Source organism: Cellvibrio fibrivorans (assembly GCF_031457055.1).
GTDB lineage: Bacteria > Pseudomonadota > Gammaproteobacteria > Pseudomonadales > Cellvibrionaceae > Cellvibrio > Cellvibrio fibrivorans.
The window spans coordinates 42,228-58,250 of the sequence record NZ_JAVDVX010000011.1 but is presented as its reverse complement, the minus strand read 5'-3'; the positions used below and the strand labels follow the sequence as shown (position 1 = coordinate 58,250).

19 protein-coding genes are annotated in these 16,023 nt (G+C 48.2%); 11 read left to right on the top strand and 8 right to left on the bottom strand.

Features of this window, described 5'->3' with window-relative positions; genetic code table 11:
* Positions 1 to 918 (top strand): hypothetical protein (locus tag J2X05_RS20535; RefSeq protein ID WP_310076203.1); only part of this gene is annotated, 918 nt, incomplete at its 5' end.
* A gap of 80 nt (positions 919 to 998) precedes the next feature.
* On the opposite strand, the gene J2X05_RS20530 is transcribed toward J2X05_RS20535, so the two are convergent.
* Positions 999 to 1,436, bottom strand: a complete 438-nt coding sequence (locus J2X05_RS20530) for a site-specific integrase (protein WP_310076202.1) — start codon at positions 1,434 to 1,436, stop codon at positions 999 to 1,001.
* Positions 1,437 to 1,607: 171 nt separating this feature from the next.
* Between J2X05_RS20530 and J2X05_RS20525 the strand changes: the two genes are divergently transcribed.
* From J2X05_RS20525 to arsJ, 8 genes are read left to right on the top strand one after another with little or no spacing between them, the layout of a single operon-like run.
* On the top strand, positions 1,608 to 2,024 hold the full coding sequence (locus J2X05_RS20525) for an arsenate reductase ArsC (protein ID WP_310076200.1): 417 nt from the start codon (positions 1,608 to 1,610) through the stop codon (positions 2,022 to 2,024).
* A 3-nt stretch (positions 2,025 to 2,027) separates the two neighbouring features.
* Entirely contained in the window at positions 2,028 to 2,369 is a 342-nt protein-coding gene (locus J2X05_RS20520) for a metalloregulator ArsR/SmtB family transcription factor (protein ID WP_261948128.1), read from the top strand.
* A gap of 35 nt (positions 2,370 to 2,404) precedes the next feature.
* Positions 2,405 to 2,896, top strand: a complete 492-nt coding sequence (locus J2X05_RS20515) for an arsenate reductase ArsC (RefSeq protein WP_310076197.1) — start codon at positions 2,405 to 2,407, stop codon at positions 2,894 to 2,896.
* A 46-nt stretch (positions 2,897 to 2,942) separates the two neighbouring features.
* Entirely contained in the window at positions 2,943 to 3,662 is a 720-nt protein-coding gene (gene arsH, locus J2X05_RS20510) for an arsenical resistance protein ArsH (protein WP_445343912.1), read from the top strand.
* Positions 3,663 to 3,689: 27 nt separating this feature from the next.
* A complete protein-coding gene (arsB, locus tag J2X05_RS20505; protein ID WP_310076195.1) occupies positions 3,690 to 4,721 on the top strand; it encodes an ACR3 family arsenite efflux transporter in 1,032 nt (343 codons plus the stop codon).
* 38 nt (positions 4,722 to 4,759) lie between these two features.
* Positions 4,760 to 5,272 (top strand): cyclin-dependent kinase inhibitor 3 family protein, encoded by a 513-nt coding sequence (locus tag J2X05_RS20500; protein ID WP_310076193.1) that lies wholly within the window; start codon positions 4,760 to 4,762, stop codon positions 5,270 to 5,272.
* A 23-nt stretch (positions 5,273 to 5,295) separates the two neighbouring features.
* The gene (locus J2X05_RS20495; RefSeq protein WP_310076191.1) at positions 5,296 to 6,312 is read left to right on the top strand and encodes an ArsJ-associated glyceraldehyde-3-phosphate dehydrogenase; all 1,017 of its coding nucleotides are present in this window, start codon (positions 5,296 to 5,298) and stop codon (positions 6,310 to 6,312) included.
* A gap of 2 nt (positions 6,313 to 6,314) precedes the next feature.
* Positions 6,315 to 7,544, top strand: coding sequence for an organoarsenical effux MFS transporter ArsJ (gene arsJ, locus J2X05_RS20490; protein ID WP_310076189.1), 1,230 nt, complete (start codon positions 6,315 to 6,317; stop codon positions 7,542 to 7,544).
* A 74-nt stretch (positions 7,545 to 7,618) separates the two neighbouring features.
* Here arsJ and J2X05_RS20485 read toward each other — a convergent pair whose 3' ends face one another.
* The 4 genes from J2X05_RS20485 to J2X05_RS20470 all read right to left on the bottom strand — a co-directional run bounded on the left by J2X05_RS20485 (position 7,619) and on the right by J2X05_RS20470 (position 12,045).
* Positions 7,619 to 7,894, bottom strand: coding sequence for a hypothetical protein (locus J2X05_RS20485; protein ID WP_261948121.1), 276 nt, complete (start codon positions 7,892 to 7,894; stop codon positions 7,619 to 7,621).
* An 85-nt stretch (positions 7,895 to 7,979) separates the two neighbouring features.
* A complete protein-coding gene (locus tag J2X05_RS20480) occupies positions 7,980 to 9,038 on the bottom strand; it encodes an ArsO family NAD(P)H-dependent flavin-containing monooxygenase (protein ID WP_310076186.1) in 1,059 nt (352 codons plus the stop codon).
* Positions 9,039 to 9,143: 105 nt separating this feature from the next.
* Positions 9,144 to 11,084, bottom strand: a complete 1,941-nt coding sequence (locus J2X05_RS20475) for a cytochrome c/FTR1 family iron permease (RefSeq protein ID WP_261948116.1) — start codon at positions 11,082 to 11,084, stop codon at positions 9,144 to 9,146.
* A complete protein-coding gene (locus tag J2X05_RS20470) occupies positions 11,077 to 12,045 on the bottom strand; it encodes an arsenic resistance protein (protein WP_261948115.1) in 969 nt (322 codons plus the stop codon). The genes J2X05_RS20475 and J2X05_RS20470 overlap by 8 nt, the downstream gene beginning before the upstream one ends.
* Positions 12,046 to 12,228: 183 nt before the next feature.
* On the opposite strand from J2X05_RS20470, the gene J2X05_RS20465 reads away from it, so the two are divergent.
* A complete protein-coding gene (locus J2X05_RS20465; protein ID WP_261948114.1) occupies positions 12,229 to 12,597 on the top strand; it encodes an ArsR/SmtB family transcription factor in 369 nt (122 codons plus the stop codon).
* A 15-nt stretch (positions 12,598 to 12,612) separates the two neighbouring features.
* On the opposite strand, the gene J2X05_RS20460 is transcribed toward J2X05_RS20465, so the two are convergent.
* A complete protein-coding gene (locus J2X05_RS20460; RefSeq protein ID WP_261948113.1) occupies positions 12,613 to 13,023 on the bottom strand; it encodes a MerR family transcriptional regulator in 411 nt (136 codons plus the stop codon).
* An 89-nt stretch (positions 13,024 to 13,112) separates the two neighbouring features.
* Here J2X05_RS20460 and J2X05_RS20455 point away from each other — a divergent pair, with 89 nt between their 5' ends.
* Positions 13,113 to 13,397, top strand: a complete 285-nt coding sequence (locus J2X05_RS20455; protein WP_261948112.1) for a hypothetical protein — start codon at positions 13,113 to 13,115, stop codon at positions 13,395 to 13,397.
* A 41-nt stretch (positions 13,398 to 13,438) separates the two neighbouring features.
* Here the strand turns inward: J2X05_RS20455 and J2X05_RS20450 are convergent, their stop codons facing one another.
* Together J2X05_RS20450 and J2X05_RS20445 are read right to left on the bottom strand one after the other, a co-directional pair.
* Positions 13,439 to 15,487 carry a heavy metal translocating P-type ATPase gene (locus tag J2X05_RS20450; RefSeq protein ID WP_261948111.1) on the bottom strand — a complete coding sequence of 683 codons (2,049 nt, stop codon included), beginning with the start codon at positions 15,485 to 15,487 and terminating at the stop codon, positions 13,439 to 13,441.
* A 56-nt stretch (positions 15,488 to 15,543) separates the two neighbouring features.
* Positions 15,544 to 15,960 carry a hypothetical protein gene (locus J2X05_RS20445; protein WP_261948110.1) on the bottom strand — a complete coding sequence of 139 codons (417 nt, stop codon included), beginning with the start codon at positions 15,958 to 15,960 and terminating at the stop codon, positions 15,544 to 15,546.
* Positions 15,961 to 16,023 lie beyond the last annotated feature (63 nt).

Sequence of the window (16,023 nt, the reverse complement as noted above, 5' to 3'; positions counted from 1 at the left end):
GTGGAGATTCCAAAGATAGTTCGAGGTTTAACATTCCGGGAGTCATTGACGTTGATAAATTTTCTTGCACATTATTCAGCGAGACTGGTAGGGGACAATTTTAATCCCAACAGGATGGAAAATATTGAACTCGCTCAACATTACACAGCCATATGGGATTTGTTAAGGCATTGGCCAGATGCATTTTATTCTTTACTTTCTCAATTCATTGATAATCCGATGAGTAAAAGGGGCATCGCTGGAATCAACAAACATTATAGAGATCTTTACGAGCAGCTACATAGAAGGCAACTCAACCAAGGCATTGCAGTTATCAAGGAAGAATTTGATCGTTACGTGGCTACGTATTGGCCAGGTGTACTGGATAGTCAGCGCGTAACTAGGATCACGTCGTCAATCGCCTCGCGCAATATCATTTCCAAAAAAAAAGCAGCTGTTGTCATCGGCTGCCGGCCGGAACGTATTGATAGTTATGTAATTATGAAACGCTTATCAAGGATAATTTTTAAAGGGAAAGCTCATTACTTGCTTGATGAAGCAGATGCGTTGGCCACCGAACTAGGGTCAAACTGGACTATGAACGAGGCGTGCCATGAACTGGAAATTACAAGACATCAGCTCAGGCAATTATTGGATAGCCAAATACTAACCGCAATTCAAAAGCCAAACCGCCTTAATCGGGACTGGGTAATCGACAAAAATCACTGTGAAAAATTTATTCGTGACTTGAGCCTCAAGGCTCGCATTGGAGTGCCCAAGAAGCCCATATCTAGAACTGGAGTCCAGCACCAGGGATTCTCTATAGTTCAGCTAGTTACGGCCATGAAGACTGGAGGTGTTACCTTCGATTTCTCTCCAAACATCGACCACCGCGTCAGTTTTAAACAATTTTCTAATTTCGAAATTAATATTGTGTAATCAAAGCTACAGCTTTCAGGCTGAATACTCCACGTTTGCCAATATGAAACGTGCGAATTATGTATAAGTACGCCTGAGTTTTACTGCGGACATAAAGGAGCATCCTCCACGCGTCCTTGTTGATTAAATCTATCAAATAACCAGACCAATACTTCTTGACGCAGCAATCCGGCAATGAACATCGAATCCCAATTATTTTTCCCCATGTGAGCTTCAGTTAGAGGCGTGATTTCAAACTGCACTGGCTGATGAGTTTTCTGCTGCATCACGGTGGCGCGATGTAAGAGTTGAGTGCCGTGGCTGATATCGCGGACTTTCAGCTTAACCAAATCACATGCTCGAAGCTTGCTATCAATGGCAAGGTTAAACATCGCGAGCTCACGGATTCGATGAGAAATCTGTAAACGCACCCGGATTGCCCATACGTCACTGACTTTTAGTGGCGCTTTTTGACCTATAAGTTTTCCTTTATTCCAGGGTTCTTTGAGTAAGTGTTTATCAATGCTGGATGTAAACATAATGAAATACCTCCTGAGATGAGGGGCTTCTATTATGCGCCTGTGTCACGGAGGTGGTCTGGCTGGACTTCGTTGATGCATTAGATCTGGTGCCGACAAGTCTACCCATACTTGTCATCATATTCGTTTATCCGTATATTTGCATTTCCATATGTACAGGATTGAACCATCATGTCCTACAAAATCCCCGTTCTCTTTGTTTGCACCGGAAATTCCGCCCGCTCCCAGATCGCAGAGGCTTTGCTTCGCCATACGGATAGCCAGAACTTTGAAGTGGCCAGTGCCGGGACCAATCCCAAACCGATCAATCCCAAGGCGTTAGATGTACTGGAAAAGGCCGGGGTTTCGACCGAGGGGATTTACAGTAAATCGCTGGAGACGCTTGCTGATCGACGCTTCGATGTCGTGATTACCCTGTGCGACAAGGCCGCCCAAGAGTGTCAATTGCTGGCAAATCCTGCTGAGGTGTTGGCCTGGAATTTTGAAGATCCCTCTGCAAGCAGCGACCCCAAAGCCTTTGAGCATACGCTGCAAGCGATTCACGAACGCATCAAGTTGTTCGTACTGGTAAAAACTAAACGGAACTAAGTTATGCCCTTGACCCCGGATCAATTCAGTAAATGCCTTGCGGATGAAACCCGTGCCCGGATCGCCTTGCTGGTCGCGGGTGAGAAAGAGCTTTGTGTGTGCGAGCTTACCTGCGCGCTTGATGAAATCCAGCCCAAAATCTCCCGCCATTTGGCGCAACTGCGCACCGGTGGTGTGTTGGCAGATCGCCGTCAAGGTCAATGGGTTTATTACCGCTTACACCCGGATCTCCCGACTTGGGCGGTCAAGACCTTGAAGCTGATGCGCGAGGCACACAGTGACTGGCTCGCTCCCAATGTGAGCCGCTTATGTGGCATGGAAGATCGTCCCCAGCGTTGCTGCTAACTCCGTTCCCAGACCGGTATTCCCGAGGCGTTCCCATGAAAATTTTATTCCTCTGCACCCACAACAGTTGCCGCAGCATTCTCAGTGAAGCGCTGTTTAACCATATGGCACCTAAAGGCTGTACGGCCTACAGCGCAGGCAGTTTCCCCAGTGGTGAAGTTAACCCTCTGACACTTGAGGCGCTGGTACGCGCCGGGGTATCCACAGCTGGCTTGCGCAGCAAATCATCCGATGAATTCGAAGATTTGGAACCGGACATCGTGATTACCGTGTGCGACAAAGCCGCCGGTGAAGCCTGCCCACTGTATCTCGGGCGTGCGGTACGCGCGCACTGGGGGCTGAATGATCCCTCCGAGCTTGCACGAGGTGATGCTGCACTCAATGCCGACCAGGTTGCCACTGCTTTTGACGAGTGCGTGGCAATCATCCGGCAGCGGATCGATACGATGTTGGCCTTACCGCTGGAGGTGCTTGCCCTTAATCGGGATCAACTCCAAGCCGCGTTAAATGGCATCGGTGAGTTGTAATTTTTCGATGCGACAGTAACCCCCTGACTTCTGCTGTGGTGAATTGATGATGACTGATTTGACGCTACCCAATCTCAATACGGATTTGATGGATATTCCCGAGTCCCTGTCTTCCGGGCAGGAAAAGATGTCCACCCACAAACCGCGCATTTTGTTGCTCTACGGCTCTAACCGCCCACGCTCCTTTAGCCGTTTGTTGGTGGAAGAAGCTGAGCGTCTGTTGCAGCACCTGGGCGCGGAAACGCGAGTATTTAATCCCAGTGGATTGCCATTGCCCGACGATGCACCGGATAACCATCCCAAGGTGCAGGAGTTGCGCGAGTTGGTGCTGTGGTCGGAAGGACAAGTCTGGTGCTCACCCGAGCGTCACGGTGCAATGAGTGGCGTATTTAAAGCGCAAATTGATTGGATTCCGTTAACCATGGGCGCTGTTCGCCCCACACAAGGGAAAACACTCGCCGTCATGCAAGTCTGCGGTGGTTCGCAATCGTTTAACGTGGTCAATCAACTGCGTGTGCTCGGCCGCTGGATGCGCATGTTTACCATTCCCAATCAATCGTCTGTTGCCAAAGCATTTCTGGAATTTGACGAACAGGATCGTATGAAACCATCTGCTTATTACGACCGCGTGGTAGATGTCATGGAAGAGCTAGTGAAATTTACGTTGCTCCTGCGCGACCGCAGCGATTATTTGGTAGACCGTTATTCCGAGCGTGTTGAGTCAGCGGAAGCTTTGAGCAAACGCGTGAATCAATCGGCTATTTAATGCAGAAAATTAAAGCAGGCAAAAAACATGGGTTTATTTGAACGCTATTTATCACTCTGGGTTGCATTGTCCATCGCCGCCGGTGTGATTCTGGGCAATTATTTTCCAGCGGTATTTGCGCAGATTGCTGCACTGGAATTTGCCCATGTGAATATTGTCGTTGCAGTTTTAATTTGGGTAATGATTTACCCGATGATGGTACAAATCGACTTCAGCGCGATCAAAAATATCGGCCAGCGCCCACAGGGATTGATCTTAACCGTCGTTATCAACTGGCTGATAAAGCCCTTCACTATGGCCGCCTTGGGTTGGTTATTTTTTAAAGTACTTTTTGTTGACTGGGTTGATCCACAAACGGCACAGGAATATATCGCGGGTATGATCTTGCTCGGCGTTGCGCCCTGTACCGCGATGGTATTTGTGTGGAGCCAACTGACTAAGGGCGATCCCAATTACACATTGGTGCAAGTGTCGGTTAATGATGTGATTATGATTTTTGCCTACGCGCCTATCTGTGCATTTTTGTTAGGCGTCAGCGATATCCATGTGCCTTGGCAAACGCTGATTATTTCTGTTGTGCTTTACGTTCTCTTGCCGCTAATTGCAGGCGTGATGACTCGTCGCTGGTTGGAATCCAAATCCGGCATCAACGCCAGTCTGCAATTGCAACAATTCCTTGCCGCCTGTAAACCCTGGTCGGTGATTGGTTTACTCGCCACCGTGGTGCTGTTATTTGCCTTTCAAGCGCAGACGATTCTGACCAAACCACAAGCCATCTTTTTAATTGCTATTCCACTTCTGATTCAGACCTACGGCATTTTTGCGATCAGTTTTGTAGCCGCCAAGGCGATGAAACTGCCATACAACATCGCCGCACCTGCTTGCATGATCGGTACTTCAAACTTTTTTGAGTTGGCAGTGGCTGTGGCCATTTCACTATTTGGCTTGCACTCGGGTGCCGCGCTCGCCACGGTGGTGGGTGTGCTGGTTGAAGTGCCGGTGATGTTATCCCTGGTCGCGATTTGTAATCGCACCCAACACTGGTTTGATCGACCCTAAATTTAATTTTTATTGTTATCTATTTTTAAGGAAACCTTATGTCACTAGCTCATCCCTTCACGCCGCTTACGATTAACGATGAAGTAGGACAATTATTGTTTACGCCGTGCCCCGGAACCAAAGAGGTGGGTTTACAGCAGTCACTGGAACAGTTAGCCGCTGCGGGTGCAAACGCGATTCTCACGCTTATGCCAAATGACGAAATGCAGCGCAATGCAGTGATTGATTTACCCGAACTCTGTGCAAAGTTGGGGTTGGAATGGTTTCACTTGCCGATTGAGGATGATCATGCACCTGAACAACTTTTTCAGGACGCTTGGCAGAACGCTAGAGAGAAAATTCATGCATTGGTCAATGCCGGTAAAAGCATTGCGATTCACTGCAAAGGTGGCTCAGGGCGCACAGGTCTAGTCGCAGCGCAAATTCTATTGGAGCGCGGCATTCCACTGGATGACGTTATCACGCGCGTTCGCGCGATTCGCCCCAACGCACTACAGGTTCCTGCACATCAGGAATATATCGCTAAGCTCGCACAACAAATCTCTATTTAATGACGTGGATAAAGGATTAGATTATGAAAAAAATCAAAGTCGGTATTAACGGTTTTGGCCGTATTGGTCGTTTGGCATTGCGCTCATCCTGGCATTGGCCAGAGTTTGAGTTTGTGCAAATCAATGACCCCGCTGCCGATGCAGAAACTTATGCGCATTTGCTGAAATTTGATTCGGTACAGGGCACTTGGCCGGAAACGGTTAGTGCAGAAAATGGTGCGCTGATCATTAACGGGAAATCGATTCGCATCACCACCAACAAGGCAATTGCCGACACCGACTGGTCGGATTGTGATCTGGTGATTGAAGCCAGTGGCAAGATGAAAACCGTTGCCGTATTGCAAGCTTATCTTGACCAAGGCGTTAATCGCGTTGTCGTGAGCGCGCCAGTAAAAGAAACTGGCGCACTGAATATTGTGATGGGTGTAAACCAGCATCTGTTTAATCCCGCCGAGCATCGCATCGTCACCGCTGCATCCTGCACCACCAATTGCCTGGCACCAGTTGTGAAAGTGATTCACGAAAAACTGGGAATCAAACACGGTTCTATTACGACTATTCACAATCTCACCAACACCCAATCCATTCTGGATCAACCGCATAAAGATTTGCGCCGTGCACGTGCATCCGGTTCCAATTTAATTCCGACCACAACCGGATCGGCGACAGCGATTGCTGAAATATTTCCGGAATTGCGCGGCCGCTTGAATGGTCATGCGGTACGAGTTCCTTTGGCCAATGCGTCACTGACGGATTGTGTCTTTGAAGTGGAACGCGCCACCACGGTTGAAGAAGTGAATGGCTTGCTGAAAGCCGCCAGTGAAAACGAACTGCTGAATATTCTGGGCTATGAAGAGCGCCCCCTGGTGTCTACCGATTACTGCGGTGATCCACGCTCGTCAATTGTGGATGCTTTATCCACCATGGTGATTAACGGCACCCAGGTAAAAATCTATGCCTGGTACGACAACGAATGGGGTTATTCCAATCGCACGGTTGAATTGGCAAAACTGGTCGGCCTTGCGGACGCAGGAGCATAAACATGGCAACTACCGGGGCTGGCAAGCTGAGCGCAGAGATAAAACAATATTTTGTTGTCACCGGCAATTATTGGGCATTTACCTTAACCGATGGCGCCTTGCGCATGCTGGTGGTGTTGCACTTTCACCAATTGGGTTATAGCCCGCTGCAAATTGCTGCCCTGTTTTTGTTTTATGAAATTTTTGGTGTGGTCACTAATTTGGTGGGCGGTTATCTCGGTGCCCGCATCGGCCTTAACCGCACCATGAATATCGGCCTCGCGCTGCAAGTTATCGCACTGTTGATGCTGGCAGTGCCCACGATCATGCTCACCCCGATTTGGGTCATGGGCGCTCAGGCGCTCTCGGGTATCGCCAAAGACCTCAACAAAATGAGTGCAAAAAGTTCGATCAAATTATTGGTGCCGGGCGATCAACAGGGCAAATTATTTAAATGGGTTGCGCTGCTGACAGGCTCCAAAAATGCATTGAAAGGCGTTGGCTTTTTTCTCGGTGGCGCATTGTTGGCGCTGATGGGTTTTACCGGTGCAGTCGTCGCTATGGCCATCGCGCTGGGTGTGATTTGGCTGGCGAGCCTGATGCTCCTGAAGAAAGATTTAGGCAAAGCCAAAAACAAACCCAAGTTCAGTGAATTGTTTTCCAAAAGCCGTGCAATCAATATTTTGTCGGCCGCGCGCCTGTTTTTATTTGGCGCGCGCGATGTGTGGTTTGTGGTGGCCTTGCCGGTATTTTTAAGCAGCCAGCTCGGTTGGGATTTTTGGTGGGTGGGCGGTTTTCTGGCGGCCTGGGTGATTGGTTATGGCATTGTCCAATCTATCGCACCACTGATTATCGGCAAAGCACAAGGTAAGGTTCCCGGTGGTGGTCACGCCTTCCTATGGGCACTTATCCTTACTGGTATTCCTGCGGCTATTGCACTGGGCATGAGTGCGACCAGCTTGCCGGTGACTCAAGTATTGATTGGTGGTTTGTTGGTATTCGGCGCCGTGTTTGCGATCAATTCGTCACTGCACAGTTATTTGATTGTGAATTACGCGAAGTCCGACGGCGTTTCATTGGATGTCGGTTTTTACTATATGGCAAATGCCTTGGGGCGCTTGATAGGCACCTTATTATCTGGCTGGGTTTATCAGGTCGCCGGGCTGGAAGCGTGTTTGTGGGTATCGACCGGTTTTATTGCGTTGGCAGCGTTAATTTCATTGGCGTTACCAAAACAGGTTGCTCCAACGTAATTTTTCTCTGTGATAAGCCGAACAAAAAAAGCCCGACTATTTTTGCAAATAGTCGGGCTTTTTAAATTCCGGATTTACTCTGCTTTTGCAAGCAACTTCAAATACTCTTCTGCGGTTTTCATATCATCGGTCTTGAGTGTTTTTCCTTCAGGGCCTTTACCAATCAACGTGACTTGTTTTGCTGGCTCGCCATGCTCCTGAAATTGTTTCAAGGCTTCAGAATCCGTTTTAAATACCCACACACGGCCATCTTTTTCAAAGGTGACGAAACCTGGTTTATCGTAAGGGCCAGCGAATACAGACATCGAAACAAACGCAGTCAACGCGGCAATTGCCAATGATTTTTTCATGAAATTATCCTCGCAGTGTTTAAATTTACCGGGAACAATTTCAACAGCGGCAGGTTACGGTTTTATGACAGCTGTAACATTTCCGTTAAGATTTAGCCAGATAATGCTCGATTTCCTCTGCTGTAGTTCGTGCCGTTCGCCCCACGCCAATCAGCGTGGCAGAGGCCAATCCCGTCCACTCGCCGTAACCGACTAACCACAAGCGTGGTTCCTGTACTGAGCGGGTACCCTCCACATCAACTTTGCCTTCAGAATTGATTACGCCCAATGAATGCAAATGCGAAAGTGCGGGGCGAAATCCGGTACACCAGATCACGGCATCTACCGAAGTCTCGGAACTATCTTCCCAGATAACACTGGTCGCCGTGAACTGTTTGAACGGCCGCACGGAATGCAGCACGCCACGTTCGCGCGCCTCTTTAACGGGTGGCACCATGACCACATCGCCCAAACCACCCACGGGTTGATCGACCTCTCGCCCTTCAAGATGCGCTTTCCAGCGATCCGTAGCGCGCTGGAATAACACGCGCCCATCCACATCATCGGGCAAAAACAGCGGTTCACTCGGAGTAACCCAGGTGCTATCAGCAAGGCGCGATACTTCCGCGAGAATTTGCGCCCCGGAATTGCCGCCGCCTACGACCAGCACTTTTTTATTTTGGAAAGGTATAGGGGATTGGTAGTGAGCCGAGTGGAGCTGAAGCCCTTGGAATAGATTGATACCGGGATAAGGTGGTATGAACGGATTTCGCCAGGTACCGGTGGCACTGACCACGACACGCGCATGCCAAGTCTGGTGTTGGCTGACAACTTCCAGATGATCGCCATGGTTATTCACGGCATTGACTAACAGCGGACGCTGCACCGGAAATTCGTACCGGGATTCATAGTTGGCCAGATACCGAATTACTTGATCGCGACTTGGGTAAGTTTCCTGCGTGGGTGGCATTTGCCAGCCCGATAACGAACTCCAGGTGGAGGGCGAGAAAAGACGCAAACTGTCCCAGCCATGTTGCCAGGCACCGCCGGGGGAAGTCTCTGCATCCAGAATAACGAAGGAGTAATCCGTGCGACGCAGATAGTAAGCTACAGAGAGTGCGGCCTGACCGCCGCCGATAATAACGACATCAACCATTGTTTCCATTACAACGAAGATCCTTTATCCAAACTCATCAAGAAAGCATTAGCGCTATGCCCGTAATTTCACATGACAGGATAGCGCTAATTTAACCAAAGCCATTCATTTGAATTATTTGATCGTATTGTTGCGAGTTTTAAACCAACTCCAACCGAAGCCACCTGCTGCAACAAAGGCTACGATTATTTGTGAGATAAATGTCTCCAGTGTGGGATAAAGTCCGAGCCATTCGATACGTGGGATCGTAATGAGCGTTACGCCTATCCATCCTGCCTCTTGCAAAGCGGATACGCCCTTGCCAATTAACACTACCGCAAGTACAACCACCAAAATGGAGGTAAAAGAGAAGAATGTTCCAAGCGGCATACGTGCGCTTGTGCGCAGCAATGCCCACGCGATTATTATCAATAACACTAACGCTGTGAAAAAACCGGCCATCAACGCGCCGCCATTTCCATCTGCTGCCAGTGCGGAATAAAACAACACAGTCTCAAAAACCTCTCGATACACTGCGATGAATGCCAGCGCGAACAATGCCCACGCTGAACCCTGCGACACTGCCTTTGACATTTTCCCTTTCAAATAATCTTGCCACTTGCCAGCGCTGCTTTTCTGGTGCATCCACAATCCAACACTAAGTAAAACAACTGCTGCGAGTACTGAGCCAATTCCCTCCGTCACCTCACGATTAGCACCGCTAATGCCGATTAGATAAGTTGCTACGACCCACGTCAGCACGCCAGCGAGCAAGGCGCTTATCCACCCTCTATGGACATGGCGGAGTACCTCAGGTCTATCTGTTTTTTTCAAGAATGTAATCATGCCGATCACAATCAACAACGCTTCGATACCTTCGCGTAAAAGAATCGTGAGTGCTCCAACAAACGTTGTTGTAGGGTCAGCTTTCGCTTCTTGCATTAGCGCATCGACTTGTACAAAAAGTTGTTCCAATTGAACTGCCGCAGTCTCAGCTTGTTCAATGGTTCCTTTTGTAATTGCTGAGCGATAGGTGAGCATCGCGGTTTCAACGGCAATCATCAAAGCACCGTCACGAGTGGCCACTATAGGCTCCAGTGGTTCGAATCCATCCAGGTATGCTGACAAGCTCAAACGTGTCGCGAGGTTTCGATCTCCGGCTCGTGCAGCGGCCAGACTTTCCGCAAGACGCAATCGGGATAGCGCCAAACCAACAGGTTTATTTTTTTCTACAACATCGGGGTTGTTTCGTAAGTAAGCGGTGACAGCGCGAGCTTTATGTTCTTGTATGGTTTCGGCCAGTGCTGCTTCGGTGATTGTCGTAAGCATGGTCAAATCAGCGAAGTGGCTCTTTATTTGTCCATCGTTATTCCAGAATTGCTTACCTTCTTCGCGCATGGATTCATCGTAAGAAAGCGTACCGATATAAAATGCGAGCGCCCATCGATCTGCTTCTGGGAGTGCTTCAAAACTCGCCATCGATGTGCCTTCCACTCCTTGCGAAATCACCTGATATAAAGCCATCAGGCTGCGTGTGCGGGCACGCTCTGCATCCGTAAATGCAATCGGCTTGGGTTCCAGGCTTTCAGCAAGCGGACCATCACCTTTTCCATCCACACCATGGCATGCAGCACATTGCGCCGCATAAAGAGTTTGTCCGCGAGCAAGCTCGGGGACTGTTGCAGGAGCTACTGGAAAGGGATAGGCAGTTATCAGTGATGAATTTGCCTGATTTGCTAGTCGGCTGACTTCGGCGCTTGCCTCTTTACGCAGGACAGCTGCGCGCAACTCGGCAATTTTTTGGGCAATAGCGGGTTTGGATACGTGCTCCGGGAGAGACTGTAATAACGAGCCCGCATTCTCTGTAAAATCCAGCATCTCAGCGTATTCCGCCTCGCTGATGATGACACCATCGGCGACAGCCCCGCTGTAATCTACCGCAACATAATCAAGCAGCTGCCATAGCTGCTTTGCATCGCCCGATGCTCCAGTTTGTGCGAATGCAGTGCCTGAAATAAGAAACCAAATAGCAACAACACTGGCGATCCGCGTAAGAAAACGTTTTTGATTATTCACTTTTATTATTGCCTCCAAGTTTCGGGATCAAGCGGATATAAATCAGCTCGCTAATAAGCTCGACCATCGTTTGCGTCACGATAATGGCGGGCAATACGGGAATAGCACCGGGTACGGCCAATGCCAGCGGCAGTATGACCAGTGAATTACGGGTGCCCGCGCTGAATGCGACGGCTCTGCCAGCAGCTGCTTCAAGCCGCAACAGGCGAGCAACAATCCATCCGAGTAGCGGAGCAATTACTGCAAATGCGACGTACACCGGTATAACTTTTAATGTTGCATCGATAGCGGTTTCAAGTTGGGGTATCAATGCTGCGATAACAATGAATAAAACCAGCGCGGTTGCTGGCACTGGTAATAAGCCGAGTGCATTGGAAACACGTTCACCAACGGAGGTTCGTGTGGCCCATAATTGCACTAGCGCTGCTAATCCGAGTGGGACGGCAATTAACCAAATGAAGGCGTGCACAAATGGGCCGATTTGTACGAGATCTGCCGCTGCCTCTCCCAAAAACATCTTGAGATAAGCGGGCAATAAAAGCATTTGAGTAATGAGTAGCGCCGGAGTTGCTGCCAATAATAAACGGGCGTCAGCACGCCCCAAATGTGAGAAGGTAACAACGTAATCGATACAGGGCGTGAGCAATACAAACAGGACGCCTAGTCTAATCATCGGATCATTGGGTAAAAACTGAATCAAGCCCGCAACGAGCAATGGAACAATAAGAAAATTAGTGATCAGCAATGCGCTCAGGAAGCGAATTCGAGTGAAGGCGCGACCTAAATCGGCCACAGGAACTTGAAGAAAAGTGACAAAAAGCATTAACGCTAAAGCAGGATTGATTGCGCGTTCCAGCATGCTCATGCCCGGTACCATTAGTGCAATTACTGCGGCAACGATGACCGCAACAAAGTAAATTATGACCTGCTGATTTTCCAGTTTTTCACGAATGTGTTGCATAGCTTGATTCCATTGTTATCAAATACCCGGCGTTTGCAGGAGGGCGCACCCTTCAGGAGGATGGCTTGTGCCAAAGCGCGGTTATAATAAATGAGACTGTTTATCATTTCTATATTTGTTGAAGTATTAAAATACTGGTGAATCTTTTTGGGATCACCCTATTTACCTAGTGAGCATTGTTATATGGAACCATCTCGTATGATGGCTGAGCAGCAAGCACTTGCCAGCTTCGCTGCCATCGCGCAGGAAACCCGGCTGCGTATTATTCGCATGCTTGTTGTGGCAGGTGCAGACGGCATGGCGGCGGGAACTATTGCAGAGCAATTAGGAGGGGAAGCGCCGTCTCGTATCTCATTCCATTTGAATCAGCTTGAGCAGGCGGGTCTTATTGAGAGCAGACGCGATGGGCGATCAATTATTTACAGCGTGATTTTTTCAACATTGTCGGATCTGGTTGCATTCTTAATGCACGACTGCTGTCAGGGTCATTGCAAATATTGCGATAGAGCAATTGAACTCTTTGCCAAATGCGAAGGCCGTCCGAGTGATTAGCGATCTATGCGATACTTAGTTTTTCAGATTGGATAAGGCATCAACAATAGTACATTCAGGCGCTCGGGCACCTGGACAACAACATTGGCAATCCTTTGCCATTTGCTCCAACGCCTTTTGGATACGCTGAAGCTCGACAATTTTTTCGCTCACTTCGCATAAATTATTATTCACCAAGGCTAGTGCATCTGCACAGGATCGTTCCGTGTTTTCCGCAAGGCTCAACATCTCGCGAGTTCGCTCCAGATTGAATCCCAAGCCACGGGTTTTCAGAATAAATGAGAGACGTTTTTGATGGACAGAGTTGTAGAGGCGATGGCCGCCTTCAGACCTGAAAGGTTTTTCCAATAGCCCAAGCTTTTCATAATAACGGATGGTATCAATCGGGCAGCCGGTGGCATGTGAAAGTGCGCCAATCCCAAACATAGTTAATCCTTGATAAAACACTTGAATCTGTAGTTACTCCAGATTTTACGCTAAAGACTCCTGTGCCTTCATTCAATTTTGGAGTTTTCATGAACAACCGTAAATCAGTATGGTTAGTATTTACAGCGGCTATTGCGTGTATCGGCTGTTGTGCAGTCCCGCTGTATTTAGTCATTGCTGGCGCGTCTTCAGCAAGCTTGATGGCAATAGTAACTGGGCCGAAAAGTGTAGATCTACTTCTATGCCTCCTGCCTGTAGCAATCCTTGGTATTATTTATATGGCGACTCGTCGTAAAAAACAGTGCTGCCCTGAACCTTCCGATGAATGCGGTAAGAATCAGTGCAGCACCTCCAGCATAAAAAATGCAGAGTAACGCTAAATTATTCCGATGGCTGGCGCTATGTCGATCTTCTCTCAAAATTTCATTCGCTGAATTCGCACCGCGTTCAAAATCGCCAGCAGCGCTACGCCAACATCCGCAAAAACCGCTTCCCACATTGTGGCTAAGCCTCCAGCACCCAGTATTAATACGATGGCTTTTACACCGAACGCGAGGGAAATGTTTTGCCAAACAATGCGTTTGGTTTGTTTACCGATGGCGATGGCAGTGGGAATTTTGCTGGGTTTATCATCTTGAATAACAACATCGGCTGTTTCGATTGTTGCATCGCTGCCAAGGCCGCCCATCGCTATACCGACATCGCTCAGGGCAACGACCGGTGCGTCATTAACACCATCACCTACGAATGCAACGGTTTCATTGCGCGCTTTGATTTCTTTTACCTTGTTAACTTTATCTTCTGGCAGCAGATCACCAAAGGCATTCGCGATACCTAATTTCTGTGCGACAAATTGCACCACGGAATTTTTGTCACCGCTAAGCATGGTAATGTTGACACCGAGTTGTTTCAGCGTGTCTATCGTTAATTGCGCATCCTCTTTTATGCTGTCAGCAATGGTGATGTAACCCGCGAATTTATGGTCGTAGGCAATCGCAATGACGGTATACACAATCGAGGCCGGATCAATATCGTAGGCGACGGCGAATTTATCGAGCAGCCTGAAATTACCGACCAGTAACACTTTGCCATTCACGTCGGCTTTCAATCCATGACCCGATATTTCTTCAACATTGTTCAATGTAATGCTGCTATCGATATCGCCTACATATTGATGAATAGCGGTCGCTACCGGATGCGTACTCTGGCTTTCCAGCGCATTAACCATTTTCAGGATTTCATCGCGATTGAACTCGGGCTTCAGGTTGACCTCTTGTACTTTAAAAACACCTTCCGTCATGGTACCGGTTTTATCCATCACCACGTTTTGAATGGTAGAAATGGTGTCCAAAAAGTTACTGCCTTTGAATAAAATACCGTTTCGACTGGCTGCGCCTATGCCGCCGAAATAGCCCAGTGGAATGCTAATGACCAGTGCACACGGACAGGAGATCACCAGGAAAATCAACGCACGGTACAACCACTCACTGAATACATAAGTCTCCACAAATACGTATGGCACCACACAAATCGCAACGGCCAACGCAACTACAATAGGTGTGTATATTTTGGCGAATTTTCGGATAAATAATTCGGTAGGCGCTTTTTGCGCAGCAGCGTTTTGTACTAACTCTAAAATTCGGGACAGTTTGCTGTCGGTGTAGGCAGTGGTTACTCTGACTTGAGACACTGCATTGAGATTAATCATGCCCGCCAAAACACTATCACCTTTGGTTTTTGTGTCAGGTTTGCTCTCGCCGGTCAGCGCAGCGGTATTAAATGAGGCGGTTTCAGATAAGAGTTCACCATCCAATCCTAATTTCTCACCTGCTTTGAGTTGGATAATATCGCCAATGCTGACGGTCTCTGCTTTGAGAGTCATCGCTTGATTATTGCGTAACACGGTTACTTCGTCGGGGCGTTGATCAAGCAGGGTTTTAATATTGGTTTTTGCTCTTTTCACGGCGAGGGTCTGGAATACTTCACCGACAGAATAAAACAACATCACGGCAACACCTTCCGGATATTCACCAATAGCAAAAGCGCCGATGGTGGCAATACCCATCAATAAAAATTCAGAAAACACTTCACCTTTGACGATGCTCTCAACGGCCTCTTTCAACACGGGCAGGCCGACAGGTAAATAGGCGGCAACATACCAGCCAATACGTACCCAGCCCGTAAACCAGGTTTGTGGAAAATAATTATCCAGTGCTATTGCAATCAGCAGTGCAACGAAACTCAGTGCGGCAGGTAGAAATAGCCTGATATTGTTACCATCCTCACTGGCATGATCGTGGTCATGACTATCATCATTGGTATGCTGATCTTGATCGTCACCGGAACAACTACAGCTTTTCATGGGGCTATTTTTTATTAGCGCATTTGCTGTGTTATTGATTTTTGCTTCTTCTGTGCAACACAGTTGTTTGCCCTGTTCATCATATTGGTGTGTATGTTCCATAGCGTATCCTTTACTTGAAAATAGTGATGGAAAATGAAGAGTCATATCACAAAAAATCAATGAGGCTCATGCGGCTTTTTTTGATAGCTGGCTTTAATAATCAATGTCTGCGGGTGGATATTATTGATCACTATTGAAAAATAACCCGTGCGTCGGGTATTCGGCTTGAAGTGAAGATGGCAGGGAGAATAATCAGTGGCGATGGTTTTTAATAACACGCCTTGAGTGTCGAATAGCTGCAATTGTATTTGACCGCACTTCACATGCACTTGCTTGTGTTCGGGCCAAACACCACCGCTCAAGGTCAGGGTTCCCTTATCAAATTTGGCCGCCGCTTTCACAAGACTCAAGTGATGTTGCCGAAGTTCACCATCCTCAAACGCGACTTGGGGCTGAGTCATTGATGGTGATTGGCAGGCATTTAGTAATATCCCAATCGATAGCAAAATAATTAATTTTTTAAAGGTGGTCATAGTCAATGCTCCTGTGAAAAAACCGGTTGATGACCGGGCACTCTGTGCCCCGGTCATCGGTTT

Coding starts and splice junctions, on each gene's coding strand:
- J2X05_RS20530 (WP_310076202.1), bottom strand. CDS start 1,436: ATGTTTACATCCAGCATTGATAAACACTTACTCAAAGAACCCTGGAAT.
- J2X05_RS20525 (WP_310076200.1), top strand. CDS start 1,608: ATGTCCTACAAAATCCCCGTTCTCTTTGTTTGCACCGGAAATTCCGCC.
- J2X05_RS20520 (WP_261948128.1), top strand. CDS start 2,028: ATGCCCTTGACCCCGGATCAATTCAGTAAATGCCTTGCGGATGAAACC.
- J2X05_RS20515 (WP_310076197.1), top strand. CDS start 2,405: ATGAAAATTTTATTCCTCTGCACCCACAACAGTTGCCGCAGCATTCTC.
- arsH (WP_445343912.1), top strand. CDS start 2,943: ATGATGACTGATTTGACGCTACCCAATCTCAATACGGATTTGATGGAT.
- arsB (WP_310076195.1), top strand. CDS start 3,690: ATGGGTTTATTTGAACGCTATTTATCACTCTGGGTTGCATTGTCCATC.
- J2X05_RS20500 (WP_310076193.1), top strand. CDS start 4,760: ATGTCACTAGCTCATCCCTTCACGCCGCTTACGATTAACGATGAAGTA.
- J2X05_RS20495 (WP_310076191.1), top strand. CDS start 5,296: ATGAAAAAAATCAAAGTCGGTATTAACGGTTTTGGCCGTATTGGTCGT.
- arsJ (WP_310076189.1), top strand. CDS start 6,315: ATGGCAACTACCGGGGCTGGCAAGCTGAGCGCAGAGATAAAACAATAT.
- J2X05_RS20485 (WP_261948121.1), bottom strand. CDS start 7,894: ATGAAAAAATCATTGGCAATTGCCGCGTTGACTGCGTTTGTTTCGATG.
- J2X05_RS20480 (WP_310076186.1), bottom strand. CDS start 9,038: ATGGAAACAATGGTTGATGTCGTTATTATCGGCGGCGGTCAGGCCGCA.
- J2X05_RS20470 (WP_261948115.1), bottom strand. CDS start 12,045: ATGCAACACATTCGTGAAAAACTGGAAAATCAGCAGGTCATAATTTAC.
- J2X05_RS20465 (WP_261948114.1), top strand. CDS start 12,229: ATGGAACCATCTCGTATGATGGCTGAGCAGCAAGCACTTGCCAGCTTC.
- J2X05_RS20460 (WP_261948113.1), bottom strand. CDS start 13,023: ATGTTTGGGATTGGCGCACTTTCACATGCCACCGGCTGCCCGATTGAT.
- J2X05_RS20455 (WP_261948112.1), top strand. CDS start 13,113: ATGAACAACCGTAAATCAGTATGGTTAGTATTTACAGCGGCTATTGCG.
- J2X05_RS20450 (WP_261948111.1), bottom strand. CDS start 15,487: ATGGAACATACACACCAATATGATGAACAGGGCAAACAACTGTGTTGC.
- J2X05_RS20445 (WP_261948110.1), bottom strand. CDS start 15,960: ATGACCACCTTTAAAAAATTAATTATTTTGCTATCGATTGGGATATTA.